Here is a 20,481-nt window from a genome sequence, read left to right as displayed (position 1 = left end):
GGCCTTCGCGTCGCTTGTAGGCCCTTGCGGCAGGCCCTACAGGATTTCAGGTCCAGCCTTCCAGGCGCATGGTGGCGCGCACCAGGCGCTGTTCCTCCTGCTCGATCTCCTTGAGATTGTCGCGAATGCCGTGGATATGGTCGCGCGCGGCGCGCTGTGCCTGTTCCGGCAGGCGTTCGATCACCGCGTGGTAGAGCCGCGAGTGCTGGCGGTCTATCTGCCGTTTCTGCGCCGGGCGGTGATAGAGGTTGTTCACCGAGGCGAATACGGTGCTGAGCATCAGGTCGGTCAGCGACTGCAACGTGTGCACCAGCACCGGGTTGTGCGAGGCCTCGCAGATGGCCAGGTGAAACGCATGGTCCAGGCGCGCATGTTCGCGCGGGTCGGCGCCCTCGCCATCGGCATGCGCGGCGAGCATTTCCTCGTAGCGCCGGCGCAGCAGGACGAAATCCGCGTCGGTGCCGCGCAAGGCCGCCAATCGCGCCGACTCGCCTTCGAGCAGCGCACGCACTTCCAGCAAGTCGTAGAGGGTGCGCGGTTGCGAGTTGAACAGGTGCATCAGCGGGCTGGCGTCGTGGTTGCCGGACAGTTCGGCGACGAAGGATCCGCGGCCCTGGGAGGTCTCGATGATGCCGCGCCCGCGCAATACGCGCAGGCCCTCGCGCAGCGCCGAGCGCGAGATGCCGAGCTTTTCGCACAGGCGCCGCTCGGAGGGCAGCGCCTGGCCGACCTTGAGCACGCCGTCGACGATCAGTCGCTCGATGCGTTCGGCAACCACGTCGGCGACTTGACGGCGATCATTGTTGGGTTCGTTCGACATGCCAGTTCTCCAGCTGGTAGGACCAGTTGGTGCGAAGTTTACCCCTGATGGCAGGAAGCGCCTAATCGCGAGGGATAGACGGCCACCAGGTAGTGCTTTTCCCTGGCTGACTACAAAAAACTGGTAGGACCAGTTGTCGCGAGCATGGACGGCCAAGACCCATCGGCGCTAAAGATGCGTCATTGCACCGCAGCTGCCCGTGCTGACGGTGACCCACGAAAGCGGAACCTGCCATGAACATTCTCTACGACGAACGCGTCGATGGTGCGTTGCCCAAGGTCGACAAGGCCGCCTTGCTGGCCGAGCTGCAGGCGCAGCTGCCCGATCTGGACATTCTTCACCGCAGCGAAGACCTCAAGCCCTACGAGTGCGACGGCTTGTCCGCCTACCGCACCGCGCCGCTGCTGGTGGTGCTGCCCGAGCGGGTCGAGCAGGTCGAAAGACTGCTCAAGCTCTGCCACCAGCGTGGCGTGCCGGTGGTCGCCCGCGGCGCCGGCACCGGGCTGTCCGGAGGTGCGCTGCCGCTGGAGCAGGGCATCCTGCTGGTCATGGCGCGCTTCAACAAGATACTCGAAGTCGATCCGGCCGGTCGTTTCGCCCGCGTGCAGCCCGGCGTGCGTAACCTGGCGATTTCCCAGGCCGCCGCACCCTATGAGCTGTACTACGCGCCGGACCCCTCGTCGCAGATCGCCTGCTCGATCGGCGGCAACGTCGCCGAGAACGCCGGTGGCGTGCACTGCCTGAAGTACGGCCTGACCGTGCACAACCTGCTCAAGGTAGAGATTCTCACTGTCGAGGGCGAGCGCATGACGCTCGGCTCCGATGCCCTGGATTCACCGGGCTTCGACCTCTTGGCGCTGTTCACCGGCTCCGAGGGCATGCTCGGCATCGTCACCGAGGTGACCGTCAAGCTGCTGCCCAAGCCGCAGGTGGCCAAGGTGCTGCTCGCCGCGTTTGACTCGGTGGAAAAGGCCGGGCGTGCGGTGGGTGACATCATCGCCGCCGGCATCATCCCCGGCGGCTTGGAGATGATGGACAACCTGTCGATCCGCGCCGCCGAGGACTTCATCCACGCCGGCTACCCGGTGGATGCCGAAGCGATCCTGCTCTGCGAACTGGATGGCGTGGAAGCCGACGTGCACGACGACTGCGCGCGCGTCAGCGAAGTACTCAAGCTGGCCGGTGCCACCGAAGTGCGCCTGGCCAAGGACGAAGCCGAGCGCGTGCGCTTCTGGGCCGGGCGCAAGAACGCCTTCCCGGCGGTCGGGCGCATCTCGCCGGACTACTACTGCATGGACGGCACCATTCCGCGGCGCGAACTGCCGGGCGTGCTCAAGGGCATTTCCGACCTGTCCGAGCAGTTCGGCCTGCGCGTGGCCAACGTGTTCCACGCCGGCGACGGCAACATGCACCCGCTGATCCTGTTCGATGCCAACCAGCCCGGTGAGCTGGAGCGCGCCGAGGAACTGGGCGGCAAGATCCTCGAACTCTGCGTCGAGGTCGGCGGCAGCATCACCGGCGAGCACGGTGTCGGCCGCGAGAAGATCAACCAGATGTGTTCGCAGTTCAACGCCGACGAGCTGACGCTGTTCCACGCGGTGAAGGCGGCGTTCGACCCCAGCGGTCTGCTCAATCCGGGCAAGAACATCCCGACCCTGCATCGCTGCGCCGAATTCGGCCGCATGCACATCCACAACGGCCAGCTGCCTTTCCCTGAACTGGAGCGTTTCTGATGTCCGTAATTGCCAACGACGCCAGCGCGCAGTTGCTGGACCAGGTCAACCAGGCACTCGCCGCCAAGACCCCGCTGCGCATCCAGGGCAGCGGCAGCAAGGCCTTTCTCGGCCGTGCGGTCGAGGGCCAACTGCTCGACGTGCGCGAGCACCGCGGCATCGTCAGCTACGACCCCACCGAGCTGGTAGTGACAGCGCGCGCCGGCACGCCGCTCGCCGAACTCGAGGCGACGCTGGACGAAGCCGGGCAAATGCTGCCCTGCGAACCGCCGCACTTCGGTGAGGCCGCCACTGTTGGCGGCATGATCGCTGCCGGGCTGTCCGGGCCGCGTCGGCCGTGGAGCGGTTCGGTGCGCGATTTCGTGCTCGGCTCGCGGGTCATCACCGGCCAGGGCAAGCACCTGCGTTTCGGCGGCGAGGTGATGAAGAACGTCGCCGGCTACGACCTGTCGCGCCTGATGGCCGGCAGCTTCGGCTGCCTCGGCGTGCTCACCGAAGTCTCGCTCAAGGTGCTGCCCAAGCCACGCTTGTGCACCAGCCTGCGTCTGGAGATCGATCTCGAACGCGCGCTGCTCAAGCTCGCCGAGTGGGGCCAGCAGCCGGTACCGATCAGTGCCGCCAGCCATGACGGTCAGGCGCTGTATCTGCGCCTGGAAGGTGGCGAAGGGTCGGTCAACGCCGCGCGCGAACGCATCGGTGGCGAGGACCTCGACCCCGGCTACTGGAACGAGCTGCGCGAACAGCGCCTGTCCTTCTTCGCCGACTCGCGCCCGCTGTGGCGCCTGTCGCTGCCGAACAACACGCCAGCCGTGGCGTTGCCGGGCGAGCAGCTGGTCGACTGGGCCGGCGCCCAGCGCTGGCTGAAGTCCGAGGCCGACGTCGCAAGCATCCGCGCCATCGCTGCCGAAGTCGGCGGCCATGCCACCTGTTTTACCGCCGGTGCCGCCGAGCCGTTCCAACCGCTGTCGGCGCCGCTGTTGCGCTACCACCGCCAGCTCAAGGCCGCGCTGGACCCGCAGGGGATCTTCAACCCCGGCCGCATGTATTCCGAGGTCTGACGACGTATGCAAACGAATCTGAGCGAAGCCGCCAAGCAACTGCCGCGCGCCGAGGAAGCCGAAAGCATCCTGCGCTCCTGCGTGCACTGCGGTTTCTGCAATGCCACCTGCCCGACCTACCAGCTGCTCGGTGACGAGCTGGATGGCCCGCGCGGGCGCATCTACCTGATGAAGCAGATGTTCGAGGGCGGCGAGGTGACCGAGAGCACCCAGCTGCACCTGGATCGCTGCCTGACCTGCCGCAACTGCGAGACCACCTGCCCGTCCGGGGTGAAGTACCACAACCTGCTGGACATCGGCCGTGACTTCATCGAGCGCCAGGTCCAGCGCCCGTTGGGCGAGCGCCTGGTGCGCGGCGGTCTGCGCACGGTGATCCCGCGTCCGGCGCTGTTCAAGGCGCTGCTCGGTACCGGCAATGCGCTCAAGCCGCTGATGCCGGCCTCGCTGAAGGACCACCTGCCGCGCGAGATTCGCCCGGCCAAACCGCGCCCGCAGGTCATGCACCAGCGTCGCGTGCTGATGCTCGAAGGCTGCGTGCAGCCGAGCCTGTCGCCGAATACCAACGCCGCCGCCGCGCGCGTGCTCGACCGCCTGGGCATCAGCGTCAGCCCGGCACGCGAAGCCGGCTGCTGTGGCGCGGTGGATTACCACCTCAACGCGCAGGATGCCGGTCTGGACCGTGCGCGGCGCAATATCGACGCCTGGTGGCCGGCCATCGAGGCGGGTGCCGAAGCCATCGTGCAGACCGCCAGCGGCTGCGGCGCCTTCGTCAAGGAATACGGCCATCTGCTCAAGGACGACCCGGCCTACGCGGCCAAGGCCGCACGGGTCAGCGAGCTGGCCAAGGACCTGGTCGAGGTGCTGCGCAGCGCCGAGCTGGAAAAGCTCGACGTGCGCGCCGACAAGCGCATGGCCTTCCATTGCCCGTGCACCCTGCAGCACGCACAGAAGCTCGGCGGCGCTGTCGAAGACGTGCTCACCCGTCTGGGCTACCAGCTCACTGCGGTGCCCGATGCGCACCTGTGCTGCGGCTCGGCCGGCAGCTATTCGATCACCCAGCCGGAGATTTCCCACCAGCTGCGCGACAACAAGCTCAACGCGCTGGAGAGCGGCAAGCCGGAAGTGATCGTCACCGCAAACATCGGTTGCCAGACCCACCTCGATGGCGCCGGCCGCACGCCGGTCAAGCACTGGATCGAAGTGGTCGAGGAATCGATGCAGTAACCGTAGGTGAGCCTCGGCCGTAGGGTTGGGCTTCAGCCCACCAGCATGCAGCTGGGGCACCTTCGGTGGGCTTCAGCCCACCCTGCGGGGACTGGATCGCGAGCGTCACGTAACGCCACGCACGAACATCTGGAACATGAGAACAGGAGAATCGAGATGAAAAGCAAAGCCGTACTGAGCCAGACCGAAGTCGCCACCATCCTCGCCGCCGCCCGTGCCGAAGCGCAGGCCAACGGCTGGGCCGTGACCATCGTCGTCGCCGACGACGGCGGCCATCCGCTGGCGCTGGAGCGTCTGGACGGCTGCGCGCCGATCGCCTCCTACATCGCCACCGAGAAGGCTCGCAGCTCGGCTCTCGGTCGCCGCGAAACCAAGGGCTATGAAGACATGGTCAACAACGGCCGCAGTGCCTTCCTCTCCGCGCCGGTGGTCTGCTCGCTGGAGGGTGGCGTGCCGGTAGTGGTCGACGGCCAGGTCATCGGTTCGGTCGGCGTATCCGGTGTGACCGCCGCGCAGGACGCCCAGATCGCCAAGGCCGGCGTCGCCGCCCTGGCCAACTGAACAGACAAGGAGAACGACAGATGACCGAGCGTGTAACCCTGGGCCGCCTGCAAGTCGCGGCCAATCTGCAGCGTTTCATCGAAGACGAAGTCCTGCCGGGCACCGGTATCGAAGCCGCCGCCTTCTGGCAGGGCCTGGACGCCCTGGTCCATGACCTGGCGCCGAAGAACCGCGAGCTGCTCGCCGAGCGCGACCGCCTGCAGCTTGAGCTGGACGCCTGGCACAAGGCCAACCCGGGCCCGATCAAGGACATGGCCGCCTACCGCGCCTTCCTCGAATCCATCGGCTACCTGCTGCCGGTGCCGGGCGAGGTGAAGATCGAGACCGCCAACGTCGACAGCGAGATCGCCACCCAGGCCGGTCCGCAGCTGGTGGTGCCGATCATGAACGCGCGCTATGCGCTGAACGCGGCCAACGCCCGCTGGGGCTCGCTGTATGACGCGCTCTACGGCACCGACGCCATCTCCGAAGAGGGCGGCGCACAGAAGGGCCCGGGCTACAACGAAGTCCGTGGCGCCAAGGTCATCGCCTACGCACGCAACTTCCTCGACCAGGCCGCGCCGCTGGCCGAAGGCAGCCATGCCGACGCCACCGCCTACCGCGTGCAGGACGGCCAGCTGAAGGTCACCCTGGAGAACGGTAGTGTCACCGGCCTCAAGCAGCCAGAGAAGTTCGTCGGCTTCCAGGGCGAAGCGGTCGAGCCGAAGGCCGTGCTGCTGAAGAACAACGGCCTACACATCGAGATCCAGATCGACCCGAACAGCCCGATCGGCCAGACCGATGCCGCCGGCGTGAAGGACCTGCTGATCGAGTCCGCGGTTTCCACCATTCTCGACTGCGAAGATTCGGTCGCCGCGGTGGATGCCGACGACAAGGTGCTGGCCTACCGCAACTGGCTGGGCATCGTGCAGGGCACCCTCAGCGAGGAAGTGGCCAAGGGCAGTTCGAGCTTCGTCCGCCGCCTCAACCCGGACCGCGAATACAGCGCGCCCAATGGCGGCGAGCTGAAACTGCACGGCCGCTCGCTGCTGTTCATCCGTAACGTCGGTCACCTGATGACCAACCCGGCGATCCTGCTGGAAGACGGCCGCGAGATCCCGGAAGGCATCATGGACGGCGTGTTCACCAGCCTGATCGCCAAGCATGACTTGAAGCGCAAGGGCAACTCGCGCACCGGCAGCTTCTACATCGTCAAGCCGAAGATGCATGGGCCGAAGGAAGTCGCTTTCGCTGACGAGCTGTTCGCTCGCGTCGAGGACCTCATCGGTGTGCCGCGCTACACCTTGAAGATGGGCATCATGGACGAGGAGCGCCGCACCAGCGCCAACCTCAAGGCCTGCATCGCCGCGGCCAAGCACCGCGTCGCGTTCATCAACACCGGCTTCCTCGACCGCACCGGCGACGAGATGCACACCTGCATGGAAGCCGGCCCGGTGCTGCGCAAGGGCGACATGAAGTCCACCCCGTGGATCCAGTCCTACGAGCGCAACAACGTGCTGGTCGGTCTGGCCTGCGGCCTGCGCGGCAAGGCGCAGATCGGCAAGGGCATGTGGGCCATGCCGGACCTGATGGCGGCCATGCTCGAGCAGAAGATCGGCCATCCGAAGTCCGGCGCCAACACCGCCTGGGTGCCGTCGCCGACCGGTGCCACCCTGCATGCGCTGCACTACCACCAGATCGACGTGCAGGCGGTGCAGAGCGAGCTGGAAAAGGTCGACCTGGTCGCCGAGCGCGAGCAACTGCTCAACGATCTGCTGACCATCCCGGTGGTCGCCGAGGACAAGTGGAGCGCCGAGGAAAAGCAGCAGGAGCTGGACAACAACTGCCAGGGCATCCTCGGTTACGTGGTGCGTTGGGTCGAGCAGGGCGTCGGTTGCTCCAAGGTGCCGGACATCCACAACGTCGGCCTGATGGAAGACCGCGCCACCCTGCGCATCTCCAGCCAGCACATCGCCAACTGGCTGCACCACGGTGTGGTGAGCCGCGAGCAGGTGCAGGAAACGCTGGAGCGCATGGCCAAGGTGGTCGATCAGCAGAACGCTGGCGATCCGCTCTATCGCGCCATGTCCGCTGACTACACTCAGTCGATCGCGTTCCAGGCGGCGTCGGATCTGGTGTTCAAGGGCCGTGAGCAGCCGTCCGGCTACACCGAGCCGCTGCTGCACCAGTGGCGCCAGCGTTTCAAGGCGGCCCAAGGCTGATGAGCAGGGGGAACCGCGTGCTCCCGGAGATCCGGTAGCCGCGGTGAGGACAGGAGCCCCAGGCGCCCTACGGCGCCCGGGGCTTTCGAGCATGGGCGGCACGGTTTCGGCCGGGCCGTCGGGAAGCGCACCGCGTGGGGGCGCTTCATGCGAAGCACCGGGCATGCCCGGACACAATAGAAGCGGTTCACAACAAAAAACGCAGGGACCCAACAAATGAGTCAAACACTACTGTCCATACTGGCCTTCGTGCCGCTGGTGCTGGCGGGTGTGCTGCTGATCGGCTTTCGCTGGCCGGCCAAGTACGCCATGCCGCTGGTTTTCGTCCTCACCGCGCTGATCGGCCTGCTGGCCTGGGACATGACCCTCAACCGGGTCATCGCCTCGACCTTTCAGGGCCTGATTCTCACCGCGGCGATCCTCTGGATCATCTTTGGTGCGATCCTGCTGCTCAACACGCTGAAACATTCCGGGGGGATCAGTTCGATTCGGCGTGGCTTCTCCAACATCAGCCCTGACCGTCGCGTCCAGGTGCTGATCGTCGCCTGGCTGTTCGGCTGCTTCATCGAGGGGGCCTCTGGCTTCGGTACGCCGGCGGCGGTGGCGGCACCGCTGATGGTGGCACTGGGCTTCCCGGCGCTAGCGGCGGTGGTGATGGGGATGATGGTGCAGTCCACACCGGTATCCTTCGGTGCGGTGGGCACGCCGATTCTGGTCGGCGTCGGTGCCGGCCTGGACAAGACCGGCATCAGCGAGCAGCTGGCGGTGGTGGGCAGTAACTGGGATGTGTTCTTCCACCTGATCTTCTCGCGGGTGGCGATCATCCACGCGCTGTGCGGGATTCTCATGCCGCTGATCATGGTCAGCATCATGACCCGCTACTTCGGCCGTAACAAATCCTGGACCGAGGGTCTGGCAATCGCGCCGTTCGCGGTGTTCACCGGCCTGGCCTTCGTCATTCCGTATGCCGCGGCCGGTGTGTTCCTCGGGCCGGAATTCCCGTCGATGATCGGTGCGCTGGTCGGTCTGGCCATCGTCGTACCGGCGGCCAAGGCCGGTTTCCTGCTGCCGAAGGACAGCTGGGATTTCGCTCCGGCGAGCGAGTGGCCATCCGAGTGGATGGGCAAGATCGAGATGAAGATCGAGGACGTCGCCGGCAAGACGCCGATCTCCGTGCCGATGGCCTGGGCGCCGTACCTGATTCTGGCCGCGTTGCTGGTGGCCTCGCGGGTATTCCCGGACTTCAAGTCGCTGCTGATGTCGCTGTCGTTCGGCTGGAAGGACATCCTCGGGGAGACCGGCGTCTCCGGCACGCTGGAGCCGCTGTACCTGCCGGGTGGCATCCTCTGCATCGTGGTGCTGATCACCTTCGTCCTGCACCGCATGAGCGCGCGGGAACTGGGCGCGGCGATCTCCGAGTCGAGCAAGACCCTGCTCGGCGCGGGCTTCGTGCTGATCTTCACCATTCCCATGGTGCGGATCCTGATCAACTCCGGCGTCAACGGCTCCGACCTGGTATCCATGCCGGTGGCCATGGCGCAGCTGGTGGCCAACAGCGTGGGCTCGGTCTATCCGTTCTTCGCCCCGGCGGTCGGTGCGCTGGGCGCTTTCATCGCCGGCTCCAACACCGTGTCCAACCTGATGCTGTCGCAGTTCCAGTTCAACACCGCGGGTCTGCTCGGCCTGTCCGGTGCGCTGATGGTGGCGCTGCAGTCGGTCGGTGCGGCGGCGGGCAACATGATCGCCATCCACAACGTGGTGGCGGCCTCGGCCACCGTTGGCCTGCTCGGTCGCGAAGGGATCACCCTGCGCAAGACCATGCTGCCGACCTTGTACTACCTAATCCTGGCCGGCAGCATCGGCCTGACCGGGTTCTACGTGATGGGCATCGGCGATCCGCTGGTGGGTGCCGCAGGCTAAGCCTGGCGGTAGCGTGACGGGCGGCCCAGGCCGCCCGTTTTCATTTGTGCAGTTGGTACGGCGCATCGTTCTGGTATAGCGTGCGTCGCAGTCGATAACCGTCGAGGTTGTTCATGAAGAAATGGCAATGTGTGGTGTGCGGCTACATCTATGACGAAGCGCTGGGCGTACCGGAAGAGGGCATCGCCCCCGGGACGGCCTGGGAAGACGTGCCGGAAGACTGGGTCTGCCCCGACTGCGGCGTCGGCAAGCTCGATTTCGAAATGATCGCCATCGGCTGATCCCGTTTCGCCAACCCATCAAACGAGGACATGACGTGAGCGCACCCGTAGTCATCATCGGCACCGGCCTGGCCGGCTACAACCTGGCGCGGGAGTTCCGCAAGCTGGACCCGCAGACGCCGCTGTTGCTGATCACCGCGGACGACGGTCGTTCCTATTCCAAACCGCTGCTATCCACCGGTTTCGCCGCCAACAAGGACGCCGACAGCCTGGGCATGGCCACCGCCGGGGCCATGGCCGAACAGCTGAACGCGGAGATTCGCACGCACACCCGCGTCACTCGTCTGGACCCGGCGCACCGCCGTGTCTGGATCGGCAACGAGCCGGTGCCATACCGCGATCTGGTGCTGGCCTGGGGCGCGCAGACGATCCAGGTACCAGTCGCAGGCGATGCCGCCGACGCCATTTTCCCGATCAACGATCTGCACGATTACGGTCGCTTCCGCGCTGCCGTCGCCGGCAAACGCCGCGTGCTGATCCTCGGCGCCGGGCTGATCGGCTGCGAGTTTGCCAACGACCTGCTGCAGGGCGGCCACGAGGTCGACCTGGTTGCCCCCAGCGAGCAGGTCATGCCCGGCCTGCTGCCGCTGCAGGCCGCCGAGGCGGTTCAGCGCGGCCTGGAGGGCATCGGCGCGCGCTTTCACCTGGGCTTCACGCTAGAGCGTCTCGAGCGCACCGCCGACGCTCTGCAGGCGACCCTGTCCGACGGCTCGCAGCGGGCCTGCGATCTGGTGGTCAGTGCGGTCGGCCTGCGCCCGCGTACCGAGCTGGCCGCCGAGGCGGGGCTCGAGGTCAAGCGCGGCATCGTCGTCGATCGCCTGCTCAAGACCTCGGCGGAGCACGTCTACGCCCTCGGTGACTGCGCCGAAGTGGAGGGGCTCAACCTGCTCTACGTGATGCCGCTGATGGCCGGCGCCCGCGCCCTGGCTAAAACGCTGTTTGGCAATCCTACCTTTGTCAGTTACGGCCCTATGCCGGTCACCGTGAAGACCCCGGCGTGCCCTGTGGTGGTCTCCGTGCCTGCCACCGGTAGCGCCGGCTCGTGGACCGTGGAAGCCCAAGGTAATGATGTGAAAGCGCTCTATCTCGGGCCTTCCGGGCAGCTGCTCGGCTATGCCCTGACCGGCGCCGCGGTGCAGGAGCGGCTGGCGCTGAACAAGCAGCTGCCGCCGGTATTGGCGGAACTACCGCAAATTCTGTCGCTAAAGTCTCCAGGCTGACGACGCAAGCCGTCCGCGAGGACTGGCGCAGGTGCTAGCGCCGTGCCATTCTCCTTGGGTCTGCCCCAGCCTAGAGCTGTTGCAGCGCCTTTAGCGCTGTTCTTGTGAACAGTACGGACACAACAACAAAAACGTCTCAGAGGCTCCCAATGCGTAAACCGGAACTCGCCGCAGCCATTGCCGAGAAGGCTGATCTATCCAAGGACCAGGCCAATCGCGTACTCAACGCCGTGCTGGATGAAATCACCAATGCGCTGAACCGCAAGGACAGCGTCACCCTGGTCGGTTTCGGCACCTTCGTTCAGCGCCATCGCGGCGCCCGCACCGGAAAAAATCCGCAGACCGGGCAACCGGTGACCATCAAGGCCAGCAACACCGTCGCGTTCAAACCGGGCAAGATGCTCAAAGACGCCGTCAACTGACGACGCGCCCACCCGGAGCCGACGGGCTCCGGGTAAACCTGACCATCCGGTCCGCCCCGGACCCATCCGTACCCAACCTTCCCCCAGCCGACCAAGCCACTACAATGCGGCCTTTTCTCGTACCGGTCGGAACATCACCATGAAATTCCGCTTTCTGCTTTGGATGCTGGGCCGCCTGATGGCCAAGGCCAGCCGCACCAATCCCGAGTTCCAGCAGCAGCTGGGCGACAAGGACCTGAGCTTCCAGCTGCACACTCTGGACGGCAAGGTTGCCCGGCACTTCGTGGTGAAGGACCAGCGCGTCACCAGCAAGCGCGGCCCGGCGACTGAGCCGGCGTTTTCCCTTGGGTTCAAGGATGCCGCCTATGGCTTCGCCACCATGACTGCGAAGAACAAGCAGCTGGCGTTCATGCAGGGGATTCAGAACAAGGACATCCAGATCCAGGGGAATCCGGCGCTGGTGATGTGGTTTCAGGGGTTGATGAAGTACCTGAAGCCTCGTAAGAAGAAGTGACCCTGTCGCGTCACCTTCTCATGTCCGGCCAAGAACCGTAGGGTGGAAAACCGCGTAGGGCGTCCATGCCTGAGCGGATCAGCTTTGACTTGGTCGTAACTCAAATTTAAGTTTGCTGAATGCATGAGTTGACTTGTGGTGTGGGTTGAATCTAGGCCTTGTCTAGTATTTTTGAGGGTTTGCGTGGCATTGTGTCGACTTAATTGTTGAGCGGGTTGGAGATTTTCAACATGCCGGATTTCACTCATTACGACTTGGCCCTCCTCAATCCAGCCTTTGACTCACCACTTGTCGATGTCCTGAATGAGCTGGAGCACCTACGCCGCTACAGGCTGGCGGGTACGACTCCAGCAAGCCTTTTCTTCCAACTCAAGAATGTTTTCCACATCTTGGAAAGCCTTGGGTCTGCCCGCATTGAAGGCAACCACACAACTCTCGCTGATTACGTTGAAAGCAAGATGGAGGGAGATGACACGGCTACCGATCAACTGCGCGAAATCTCCAACATCGAGAGAGCTATGAGCTTCATCGAGCAACATTTCAAGGAAGGAGACGACGTCAGCCTCCATCTCATTCGAGAATTGCACGCCATTACCGTAGGGGGGCTCGACAGAGAGGGAGACCGGAATCCCGGTCAGTTCAGGACGACCCAGGTTCGCATTGCGCAATCGAAGCACCTTCCGCCGGACGCCGTGCAAGTTGCTGGGTACATGGATGAGTTGGTGGCGTTCATAAATGCTCACGATCCGCAGAAGTATCACCTTATGAAAGTGGCGCTCGCGCACCACCGATTCGGATGGATTCACCCGTTTGCCAATGGCAATGGCCGGGTGGTTCGTTTGTTGACGTACCTGATGCTCATCAAGTACGGATTCGATGTCTCCGCCGGCGGTCGACTGCTGAACCCCACTGCAGTGTTCTGCAATGATCGTGAGCGTTACTACGAGATGCTGGGCGAGGCTGATCGCGGTACACAGCTAGGTCTGGAACGGTGGTGCATCTATGTACTCCAGGGCATCCTCACAGAGCTGAGCAAGCTCGATCGGCTGTGTGACTATGGCTACCTTAAAGCCAGAATCCTGCAGCCGGCACTCGCCTTCTCTCGTGAGAGAGAGCACATCACCGGCCAGGAGCACTCAATTCTTCGTCGACTTCTGGACACTGACAGCGGAGTGGCGAAGTCTGGAGACCTAGCGGATGCGATGCCTGACCTGAACGGGCCGCAACGGACCTATCAAATCAAGAAGTTGGTTGACAGACGAATGCTGGTCCCGATTCAGCCCAACTCCCGTCAGTACACCCTGGGCTTCACGAACAACTACCTGCTTCGGGGCGTCATTCGTACGTTGACGGCCGAAGGCTTTATTCCTGAGCCTGTCGTGGCGGCACGGCCATAAGTGGCTGCCTATTAAGGTTAGCTGCCTGATTCTCTTGGGGCGGCAATGAGTTCGTTAGGAGCTTGCCCCCTCCAATCCCTTGCCTCCTCCTTCAACCAGTCCCGGAACGCCACCAGCCCAGCCGACTCCACCTTGCGCTCAGGAATCATCAGGTAATACGCCCGCGTCTCGCTGCGATAGGCGTGCGGATGCGCCAGCACCAGCCGCCCCTCGGCCAGTTCGCGCTGGATCAGGAACGGCGGGACCAGCGCTACTCCCATGCCATGCTCGGCCGCCTGCGCCAGCATGGAGAACAGCTCCAGCCGCGGGCCGGTCATGTCGCGAGCGACTTTCAGCCCCAGCGAATCGAACCACTGGCGCCAGGCATAGGGCCGGGTGGTCTGCTGCAGCAGCGGCAGTTCGGCCAGGGCCTGGGTCGTGAACGGCTGACCGTCGCGCAGCAGGGCGGGGCTGCAGACTGGCTGCAGGTCCTCGGGCATCAGGTAGTGCGCCTCGGTACCGGACCAGTCGGCATCGCCGAAGTAGATGGCAGCATCGAACTCGGTATCGGCAAAGAGAAAGGGCCGGGTGCGGTTGGTCAGGTTCACCGTGATTTCCGGATGCAGCGCCTGGAAACGCCTGAGGCGCGGCACCAGCCACTGGGTGCCGAAGGTCGGCACCACGGCCAGCTCCAGGCTCATGGCGCCCTGCTGGCCCATCACCGACAGCGTGTCGCGCTCCACCGCGTCCAGCTGCGCGGCGATGCGGCGGGCGTAGGACTGGCCGGCGGCGGTCAGCTTCACGCCGCGCCGCGAACGGCGGAACAGCGCCAGGCCGAGGAATTCCTCCAGCCCGCCGATCTGCCGGCAGATGGCGCTCTGGGTCAGCGCCAGCTCGTCGGCCGCGCGGGTGAAGCTCTCGTGGCGGGCGGCGGCCTCGAAGGCGATCAGCGCGGCGGTACTAGGGATCTTGCGGCGCATTATGCAAAGACCTCACGGGATAAGCCTGATAATGGACGCGGAGCTTATCTCGGAGTGAGCGAAACGCACAGTTTGGTGCGAAATCCTCGTTTGCGACACACCGTTGCGGCGCCTAGGATCAGCTCATCCCGCCCGCGCGCCCGCGGTGCCGAAGACAACAAAAGAGGAGCCTCCCGAATGGCCGGCAAAGCAAGCTTCAACTGGATCGACCCGCTGCTGCTCGACCAGCAGCTGACCGAGGAAGAACGCATGGTGCAGGCCAGCGCCGCGCAGTTCGCCGCCGACAAGCTGGCGCCGCGGGTGCTGGAAGCCTTCCGCCATGAGCGCACCGATCCGGCGATCTTTCGCGAGATGGGCGAGACCGGTCTGCTCGGCGCGACCATTCCCGAAGCCTACGGCGGCAGCGGGCTGAACTACGTGTGCTACGGCCTGATCGCCCGCGAGGTCGAGCGCATCGATTCGGGCTACCGCTCGATGATGAGTGTGCAGTCCTCGCTGGTGATGGTGCCGATCTTCGAGTTCGGCAACGAGGCGACTAGGCAGAAGTACCTGCCCAAGCTGGCCAGCGGCGAATACATCGGCTGCTTCGGCCTCACCGAGCCGAACCACGGCTCCGACCCTGGCTCGATGGTCACCCGGGCGAAAAAGGTCGACGGCGGCTATCGCCTGTCCGGCAGCAAGATGTGGATCACCAACAGCCCGATCGCCGATGTCTTCGTGGTCTGGGCCAAGGATGACGCCGGCGAGATTCGCGGCTTCGTGCTGGAAAAGGGCTGGGAAGGGCTGTCCGCCCCGACGATTCACGGCAAGGTTGGCCTGCGCGCCTCGATCACCGGCGAGATCGTCATGGACAACGTGTTCTGCCCGGAAGAGAACGCCTTCCCCGACGTGCGCGGGCTGAAGGGCCCGTTCACCTGCCTGAACAGTGCCCGCTACGGCATCAGCTGGGGCGCACTGGGCGCCGCCGAGTTCTGCTGGCACACCGCGCGCCAGTACGTGCTCGACCGCCAGCAGTTCGGCCGGCCGCTGGCGGCCAACCAGCTGATCCAGAAGAAGCTGGCCGACATGCAGACCGAGATCATCCTGGCCCTGCAGGGCTGCCTGCGCCTCGGCCGCATGAAGGACGAGGGCACCGCTGCGGTGGAAATCACCTCGATCATGAAGCGCAACAGCTGCGGCAAGGCGCTCGACGTGGCGCGCATGGCGCGCGACATGATGGGCGGCAATGGCATCAGCGACGAGTTCGGCGTGGCCCGCCACCTGGTCAACCTGGAGGTGGTGAACACCTACGAGGGCACCCACGATGTGCATGCACTGATCCTCGGCCGCGCGCAGACAGGCATTCAGGCGTTCTTCTGAAACTGCACCCCTCTCCCAGAAGGAAAGAGTGCTTGCTCCGTCCAATAGCCTTCGAGGTTTCGTCCATGCCCGGCGCTCTGTCCCATATCCGCGTTCTCGACCTGTCGCGCGTGCTCGCCGGGCCCTGGTGCGGGCAGATCCTCGGTGATCTCGGCGCCGAGGTGATCAAGGTCGAGCGCCCTGGCACGGGCGACGATACCCGCCATTGGGGCCCGCCCTATCTCAAGGACCAGCACGGCGAGAACACTTCGGAGGCCGCCTATTACCTGACCGCCAACCGCAACAAGCAGTCGCTGACCGTCGACTTCACCCGGCCCGAGGGCCAGCGCATCATCCGCGAGCTGGTGGCGCAGTGCGATGTGCTGCTGGAGAACTTCAAGGTCGGCGGGCTGGCCGCCTACGGGCTGGATTACGAAAGCCTGAAGGCGATCAATCCCCGGCTGATCTATTGCTCGATCACCGGTTTCGGCCAGGACGGCCCCTACGCCACACGTGCCGGCTACGACTTCATGATCCAGGGGCTCGGCGGGCTGATGAGCCTGACCGGCCGCAGCGATGCGGAGGAGGGCGCCGGGCCGGTGAAGGTCGGCGTGGCGCTGACCGATATCCTCACCGGCCTGTACGCCACGGTTGGCGTGCTCGCTGCGCTGGCACATCGCGAACGCAGCGGCGAGGGCCAGCATATCGACACGGCGCTGCTCGACGTGCAGGTCGCCTGCCTCGGCAACCAGGCGCTCAACTACCTCACCACCGGCGTGGCGCCCAGGCGCATGGGCAATGCCCATCCGAACATCGTGCCCTATCAGGATTTCCCCACTGCCGACGGCGACATCATCCTCACCGTCGGTAACGACGGTCAGTTTCGCAAGTTCTGCGAGGTGGCCGGGCGTCCCGAGTGGGCGGCTGATGCCCGCTTCGCCACCAATCGCGCGCGCGTTGCCCATCGCGCCGAACTGATTCCGCTGATCCGCCAGGTCACGGTGTTCCGCACCACGGCCGAATGGGTCAGTGCGCTGGAGCAGGCCGGCGTGCCCTGCGGGCCGATCAACGACCTGGCGCAGGTGTTCGCCGACCCGCAGGTGCAGCATCGCGGGCTGAACGTCGATATGCCGCATCCGCTGGCCGGCCGCGTGCCGCAGGTGGCCAGCCCGCTGCGGCTGTCCGCTTCGCCAGTGGCGTACCGCAACCCGCCACCAGTGCTCGGCGAGCACAGCGAGGCGCTGTTGCAGCGCCTGCTGGGCATGAACGACGAGCAGATCGCCGGCCTGCGCGCGGCCGGAGTGGTCTAGCCTGGAGGCTATCTAGCTCAGAAGCCTTCCAGCACGATCTTGCCCTTGGCCTTGCCGCTTTCCAGCAGGGCATGGGCGCGGCGCAGGTTGGCCGCATTGATGGTGCCGAAGTGCTCGCCGAGGGTGGTGCGCAGCACGCCCAGATCGACCAGCTGGCTGACGCGCTGCAGCAGGTGGTGCTGCTCGATCATGTCCGGCGTCTCGAACAGTGAGCGGGTGAACATCAGCTCCCAGTGCAGCGACAGACTCTTGCGCTTGAGCTTCATCACGTCCAGCGGCTGGGCCGGATCGTCGATCAGCGCCAGGCGGCCCTGGGGCGTCAGTGCCTCGACCAGCTGGTCGAAATGCTGATCGGTCTGGGTCAGGCTGGCGACATGGCTGACGCTGGTGAAACCGGCGCGCTGCAGCTCGGCGTGCAGCGGCTGGCTATGGTCGATGACATGATGGGCGCCGAGTTCGCGGGCCCAGGCCTGGGTTTCCGGGCGCGAGGCGGTGGCGATCACGCTGACCTTCGTGAGCTGACGGGCCAGCTGCAGCATGATCGAACCGACGCCGCCGGCGGCACCGACGATCAGCAACTGCTGCCCGGCGCCCTGGCCTTCCACCAGTTGCAGGCGTTCGAACAGCAGCTCCCAGGCGGTGATGGCAGTCAGCGGCAGTGCGGCGGCCTCGGCAAAGCTCAGGCTCCGCGGCTTGCGCCCGACGATGCGCTCGTCCACCAGATGGCGTTCGCTGTTGCCGCCGGCGCGGGCGATCGAGCCTGCGTAGAACACCTCGTCGCCGACCTTGAACAGGCTGACTTCGCTGCCCACCCCGACGACCACACCGGCGACGTCCCAGCCCAGCACCTTCGGCTGACCGGCCTCGGGCTGGGTGTTGCGGCGTACCTTGGTATCCACCGGGTTGACCGAAATGGCGCGCACTTCCACCAGCAGGTCACGCGGGCCGGGCGTCGGTTCGGGCAGTTCCACGTCCTGCAGCGCCTGGGGATCGGCGATGACGCGGGATTCGAAGTAGGCGACCGCTTTCATGTTGTTGCTCCGTGTGGATTCGGTGGAAGCACATGCTCAGCTATTTGACGCAGCGGAAAAACGGGGCGATAAGCGAGGCTCTTTCAACAGGATTTTGAAAATGCTGCGTATCGACGACCTGCAGCTGTTCGTCCGCACCGCCGACAGCGGTAGCCTTTCCGCGGCCGCGCGCGGGCTCGACGTGTCGCCGGCAGTGGCCAGTGCGGCCTTGAAGCGCCTGGAGGCGAGCCTGGGGGCGCGACTGTTCGCGCGCTCCACCCGCAGCCTGCGGCTGACTGCCGAGGGTGAGGCGTATCTGCTGCATGCCCGGGCGGCTCTGGCCAGCCTGCACGAGGGCGCCCAGACGCTCGCTGGCGGGCGCGAGGCGATCAGCGGCGTGCTGCAGCTGTCGGCGCCATCGGACTTCGGTCGCAACGTCCTGCTGCCCTGGCTCGACGAATTCCAGGCGCGCCATCCGCAGTTGCAGCTGCGCCTGCTGCTGGGCGACGGGTTGACCGACCTGTACCGGCAGCCGGTGGACCTGGTCCTGCGTTACGGCGAGCCGCAGGATTCGAGTCTGGTGGCGCTGCCGGTGGCGGCTGGCAATCGCCGGGTGCTGTGCGCTGCGCCGGCCTACCTGCAGCGCCACGGCGCGCCGCAGCGGCTTGACGAACTGGCCGGGCACAACTGCCTGCGCTTCATGCTCGCCGGACGCGTGCACGACCGCTGGTGCTTTCAGGAGGGCCGCCGGGGGCGCACCGTGCAGGTCAGCGGTGATCGGGTAAGCGACGATGCCGATGTGGTGCGACGCTGGGCCCTGGCCGGCGGTGGGCTGGCCTACAAGTCCTGGCTGGACATCGCCGACGACGTGGCCGCGGGCCGTCTACAGGTGTTGTTGCCAGACTGTCTCGGCGAGGCGGCGCCCTTGAACCTGCTCTGCGCCCATCGCGCACAGTTGAGCAAGCCGGTGCGGCTGCTGCATGAACATCTGCAGACGCGTTGCAAGGCGCTGCTGGCGCGCGCGCCCTGGCGGACGCTGTAGCTCGTTTTTTGCACCACAGCCATGTACGTTCGTTGCTGGCCTGAACTCTTATGGCGTTTGGCTATTCTTATCTGAGTACTGGTTAACAGAATGGACAGGCGCATCATGCATACGCAGCGTTTTCGCTACACCTGGCAACTGACGGTTGTCGTCCTCATGTCCTGGCTTCTGGCTGGCTGCGGAATCAATAACATCCCAACCTATGACGAGCAGGTGAAGGCCGCCTGGTCGCAGGTTGAGAACCAGTACCAGCGCCGTGCCGACCTGATTCCCAACCTGGTTGAAACGGTCAAGGGCTTCGCTCGTCAGGAGCAGGAAACCCTCACCGCGGTGGTGGAAGCGCGGGCAAAGGCCACGTCGATTCAGGTCGATGCAAGCACCCTCGACGATCCGCAGAAGCTGCAGCAGTTCCAGCAGGCGCAGAATCAGCTGACTGGCGCCCTGAGCCGGCTGATGGCGGTATCCGAGCGCTATCCGGAGCTCAAATCCAATCAGAACTTCCTCGCCCTGCAATCGCAGCTCGAAGGCACCGAGAACCGCATTGCGGTGGCCCGGCGTGATTTCATCGCGGCGGTAGAGCGCTACAACACCGAGATCCGCACCTTCCCTGGCCGCATCTGGCACACCCTGATGTACAGCGACATGCCGATTCGCGAGAACTTCGAGGCTACCGCCGAGAATGCCGAGCAAGCGCCACAAGTGCAGTTTCAATGACCTCCAGGTTTTCGCTACTGCTGATCCTGCTGCTCTGGGCCGGTAACCTCGTCGCCCAGGAAGTCGAGGTCCCCGAGCTGACCGGCCGCGTGGTCGATCGTGCCGAGCTGCTCGACACCCAGGCCGAGGCGCGGCTGACCAGCATGCTGGCCGGCCACGAGCAGGCGACCGGTGAGCAGGTTGTCGTTGTTACGGTTCCGGACCTGGGCGGGCGCAGCATCGAGGAATTCGGTCTGGAGCTCGGCCGTGCCTGGGGCATCGGCCAGAAGGGCGAGGATAACGGTGCGCTGCTGATCGTCGCTCGCGATGACCGAAAGATTCGCATCGAGGTCGGCTACGGCCTGGAAGGCCGGCTCACCGACGCGCAGTCCTCGGTCATCATCAACCGGATCATCGCGCCGGCGTTCCAGCGCGGCGACTTCACGACCGGGATCACCGAAGGTGCGGAGGCGATCGTCACCGTGCTTGGCGGCGACGCCTTGCCGGCCGAGCTGCGCCCGGTGATGCCGATGGTGCAGGAGCAACCCGGCGGCCTCGGGATTCTCGGTTTCTTCCTCATGCTGGTAGCAATCTTCGTTATCGGCGGCGGGCGCGGTGGCCGCGGTGGCGGTCGTCGTGCCTTGCTGCTGGGCGCCTTGCTTGGCGGTATGGGGCGGGGCGGTGGTGGTGGTTTCGGCGGCGGTGGCTTCGGTGGGGGCGGCGGCGGTTTCGGAGGCGGTGGCGCTTCCGGCGGCTGGTAAATCAATGATGGATAGAC

General features: G+C 65.3%; 19 protein-coding genes. 16 read left to right on the top strand and 3 right to left on the bottom strand.

What is annotated here, in order from left to right; translation table 11 throughout:
• Positions 1 to 46: 46 nt before the first annotated feature.
• Complete coding sequence (gene glcC / locus ACX1DW_RS14670) at positions 47 to 820, bottom strand: transcriptional regulator GlcC (protein ID WP_063539521.1); 774 nt, start codon at positions 818 to 820, stop codon at positions 47 to 49.
• A gap of 233 nt (positions 821 to 1,053) precedes the next feature.
• Here glcC and glcD point away from each other — a divergent pair, with 233 nt between their 5' ends.
• The 11 genes from glcD (at position 1,054) to ACX1DW_RS14615 (ending at position 13,351) form a co-directional block, all read left to right on the top strand.
• The gene (gene glcD, locus ACX1DW_RS14665; RefSeq protein ID WP_063539522.1) at positions 1,054 to 2,553 is read left to right on the top strand and encodes a glycolate oxidase subunit GlcD; all 1,500 of its coding nucleotides are present in this window, start codon (positions 1,054 to 1,056) and stop codon (positions 2,551 to 2,553) included.
• The gene (glcE, locus tag ACX1DW_RS14660) at positions 2,553 to 3,611 is read left to right on the top strand and encodes a glycolate oxidase subunit GlcE (protein ID WP_458991754.1); all 1,059 of its coding nucleotides are present in this window, start codon (positions 2,553 to 2,555) and stop codon (positions 3,609 to 3,611) included. The genes glcD and glcE overlap by 1 nt, the downstream gene beginning before the upstream one ends.
• Positions 3,612 to 3,617: 6 nt before the next feature.
• Positions 3,618 to 4,835, top strand: a complete 1,218-nt coding sequence (gene glcF / locus ACX1DW_RS14655; protein WP_267936634.1) for a glycolate oxidase subunit GlcF — start codon at positions 3,618 to 3,620, stop codon at positions 4,833 to 4,835.
• Positions 4,836 to 4,991: 156 nt separating this feature from the next.
• Positions 4,992 to 5,396 carry a heme-binding protein gene (locus tag ACX1DW_RS14650; RefSeq protein WP_095460860.1) on the top strand — a complete coding sequence of 135 codons (405 nt, stop codon included), beginning with the start codon at positions 4,992 to 4,994 and terminating at the stop codon, positions 5,394 to 5,396.
• 20 nt (positions 5,397 to 5,416) lie between these two features.
• Entirely contained in the window at positions 5,417 to 7,597 is a 2,181-nt protein-coding gene (locus ACX1DW_RS14645; protein ID WP_458991753.1) for a malate synthase G, read from the top strand.
• A 216-nt stretch (positions 7,598 to 7,813) separates the two neighbouring features.
• The gene (locus ACX1DW_RS14640) at positions 7,814 to 9,517 is read left to right on the top strand and encodes an L-lactate permease (RefSeq protein ID WP_458991752.1); all 1,704 of its coding nucleotides are present in this window, start codon (positions 7,814 to 7,816) and stop codon (positions 9,515 to 9,517) included.
• A 113-nt stretch (positions 9,518 to 9,630) separates the two neighbouring features.
• Entirely contained in the window at positions 9,631 to 9,798 is a 168-nt protein-coding gene (gene rd / locus ACX1DW_RS14635; RefSeq protein WP_014595645.1) for a rubredoxin, read from the top strand.
• Positions 9,799 to 9,833: 35 nt separating this feature from the next.
• Complete coding sequence (locus ACX1DW_RS14630; protein ID WP_458991751.1) at positions 9,834 to 11,018, top strand: FAD-dependent oxidoreductase; 1,185 nt, start codon at positions 9,834 to 9,836, stop codon at positions 11,016 to 11,018.
• A gap of 149 nt (positions 11,019 to 11,167) precedes the next feature.
• Complete coding sequence (locus ACX1DW_RS14625; protein WP_003283322.1) at positions 11,168 to 11,440, top strand: HU family DNA-binding protein; 273 nt, start codon at positions 11,168 to 11,170, stop codon at positions 11,438 to 11,440.
• Between the two features lie 139 nt (positions 11,441 to 11,579).
• Positions 11,580 to 11,954 (top strand): SCP2 sterol-binding domain-containing protein, encoded by a 375-nt coding sequence (locus tag ACX1DW_RS14620; protein WP_125861157.1) that lies wholly within the window; start codon positions 11,580 to 11,582, stop codon positions 11,952 to 11,954.
• A gap of 230 nt (positions 11,955 to 12,184) precedes the next feature.
• A complete protein-coding gene (locus ACX1DW_RS14615) occupies positions 12,185 to 13,351 on the top strand; it encodes a Fic family protein (RefSeq protein WP_104098083.1) in 1,167 nt (388 codons plus the stop codon).
• Between the two features lie 17 nt (positions 13,352 to 13,368).
• On the opposite strand, the gene ACX1DW_RS14610 is transcribed toward ACX1DW_RS14615, so the two are convergent.
• A complete protein-coding gene (locus ACX1DW_RS14610) occupies positions 13,369 to 14,310 on the bottom strand; it encodes a LysR family transcriptional regulator (protein ID WP_458991750.1) in 942 nt (313 codons plus the stop codon).
• A gap of 177 nt (positions 14,311 to 14,487) precedes the next feature.
• On the opposite strand from ACX1DW_RS14610, the gene ACX1DW_RS14605 reads away from it, so the two are divergent.
• Both ACX1DW_RS14605 and ACX1DW_RS14600 read left to right on the top strand, forming a co-directional pair.
• Positions 14,488 to 15,669 (top strand): acyl-CoA dehydrogenase, encoded by a 1,182-nt coding sequence (locus ACX1DW_RS14605; RefSeq protein ID WP_200600535.1) that lies wholly within the window; start codon positions 14,488 to 14,490, stop codon positions 15,667 to 15,669.
• A gap of 65 nt (positions 15,670 to 15,734) precedes the next feature.
• Positions 15,735 to 16,958, top strand: coding sequence for a CaiB/BaiF CoA transferase family protein (locus ACX1DW_RS14600; RefSeq protein WP_200600533.1), 1,224 nt, complete (start codon positions 15,735 to 15,737; stop codon positions 16,956 to 16,958).
• A gap of 17 nt (positions 16,959 to 16,975) precedes the next feature.
• Here the strand turns inward: ACX1DW_RS14600 and ACX1DW_RS14595 are convergent, their stop codons facing one another.
• Positions 16,976 to 17,989 (bottom strand): zinc-binding alcohol dehydrogenase family protein, encoded by a 1,014-nt coding sequence (locus tag ACX1DW_RS14595; protein ID WP_458991749.1) that lies wholly within the window; start codon positions 17,987 to 17,989, stop codon positions 16,976 to 16,978.
• A 100-nt stretch (positions 17,990 to 18,089) separates the two neighbouring features.
• Here ACX1DW_RS14595 and ACX1DW_RS14590 point away from each other — a divergent pair, with 100 nt between their 5' ends.
• The 3 genes from ACX1DW_RS14590 (at position 18,090) to ACX1DW_RS14580 (ending at position 20,464) form a co-directional block, all read left to right on the top strand.
• Positions 18,090 to 19,010 carry a LysR family transcriptional regulator gene (locus tag ACX1DW_RS14590; protein ID WP_458991748.1) on the top strand — a complete coding sequence of 307 codons (921 nt, stop codon included), beginning with the start codon at positions 18,090 to 18,092 and terminating at the stop codon, positions 19,008 to 19,010.
• Positions 19,011 to 19,100: 90 nt separating this feature from the next.
• Complete coding sequence (locus ACX1DW_RS14585) at positions 19,101 to 19,724, top strand: LemA family protein (RefSeq protein WP_174214575.1); 624 nt, start codon at positions 19,101 to 19,103, stop codon at positions 19,722 to 19,724.
• Positions 19,721 to 20,464 (top strand): TPM domain-containing protein, encoded by a 744-nt coding sequence (locus ACX1DW_RS14580; protein WP_458991747.1) that lies wholly within the window; start codon positions 19,721 to 19,723, stop codon positions 20,462 to 20,464. Before ACX1DW_RS14585 ends, ACX1DW_RS14580 begins: the two co-directional genes overlap by 4 nt.
• The last annotated feature ends 17 nt before the right edge of the window (positions 20,465 to 20,481 follow it).

The sequence above is a fragment of the Stutzerimonas sp. KH-1 genome, assembly GCF_054483855.1.
This window is presented reverse-complemented; position numbering and strand designations above follow the sequence as displayed.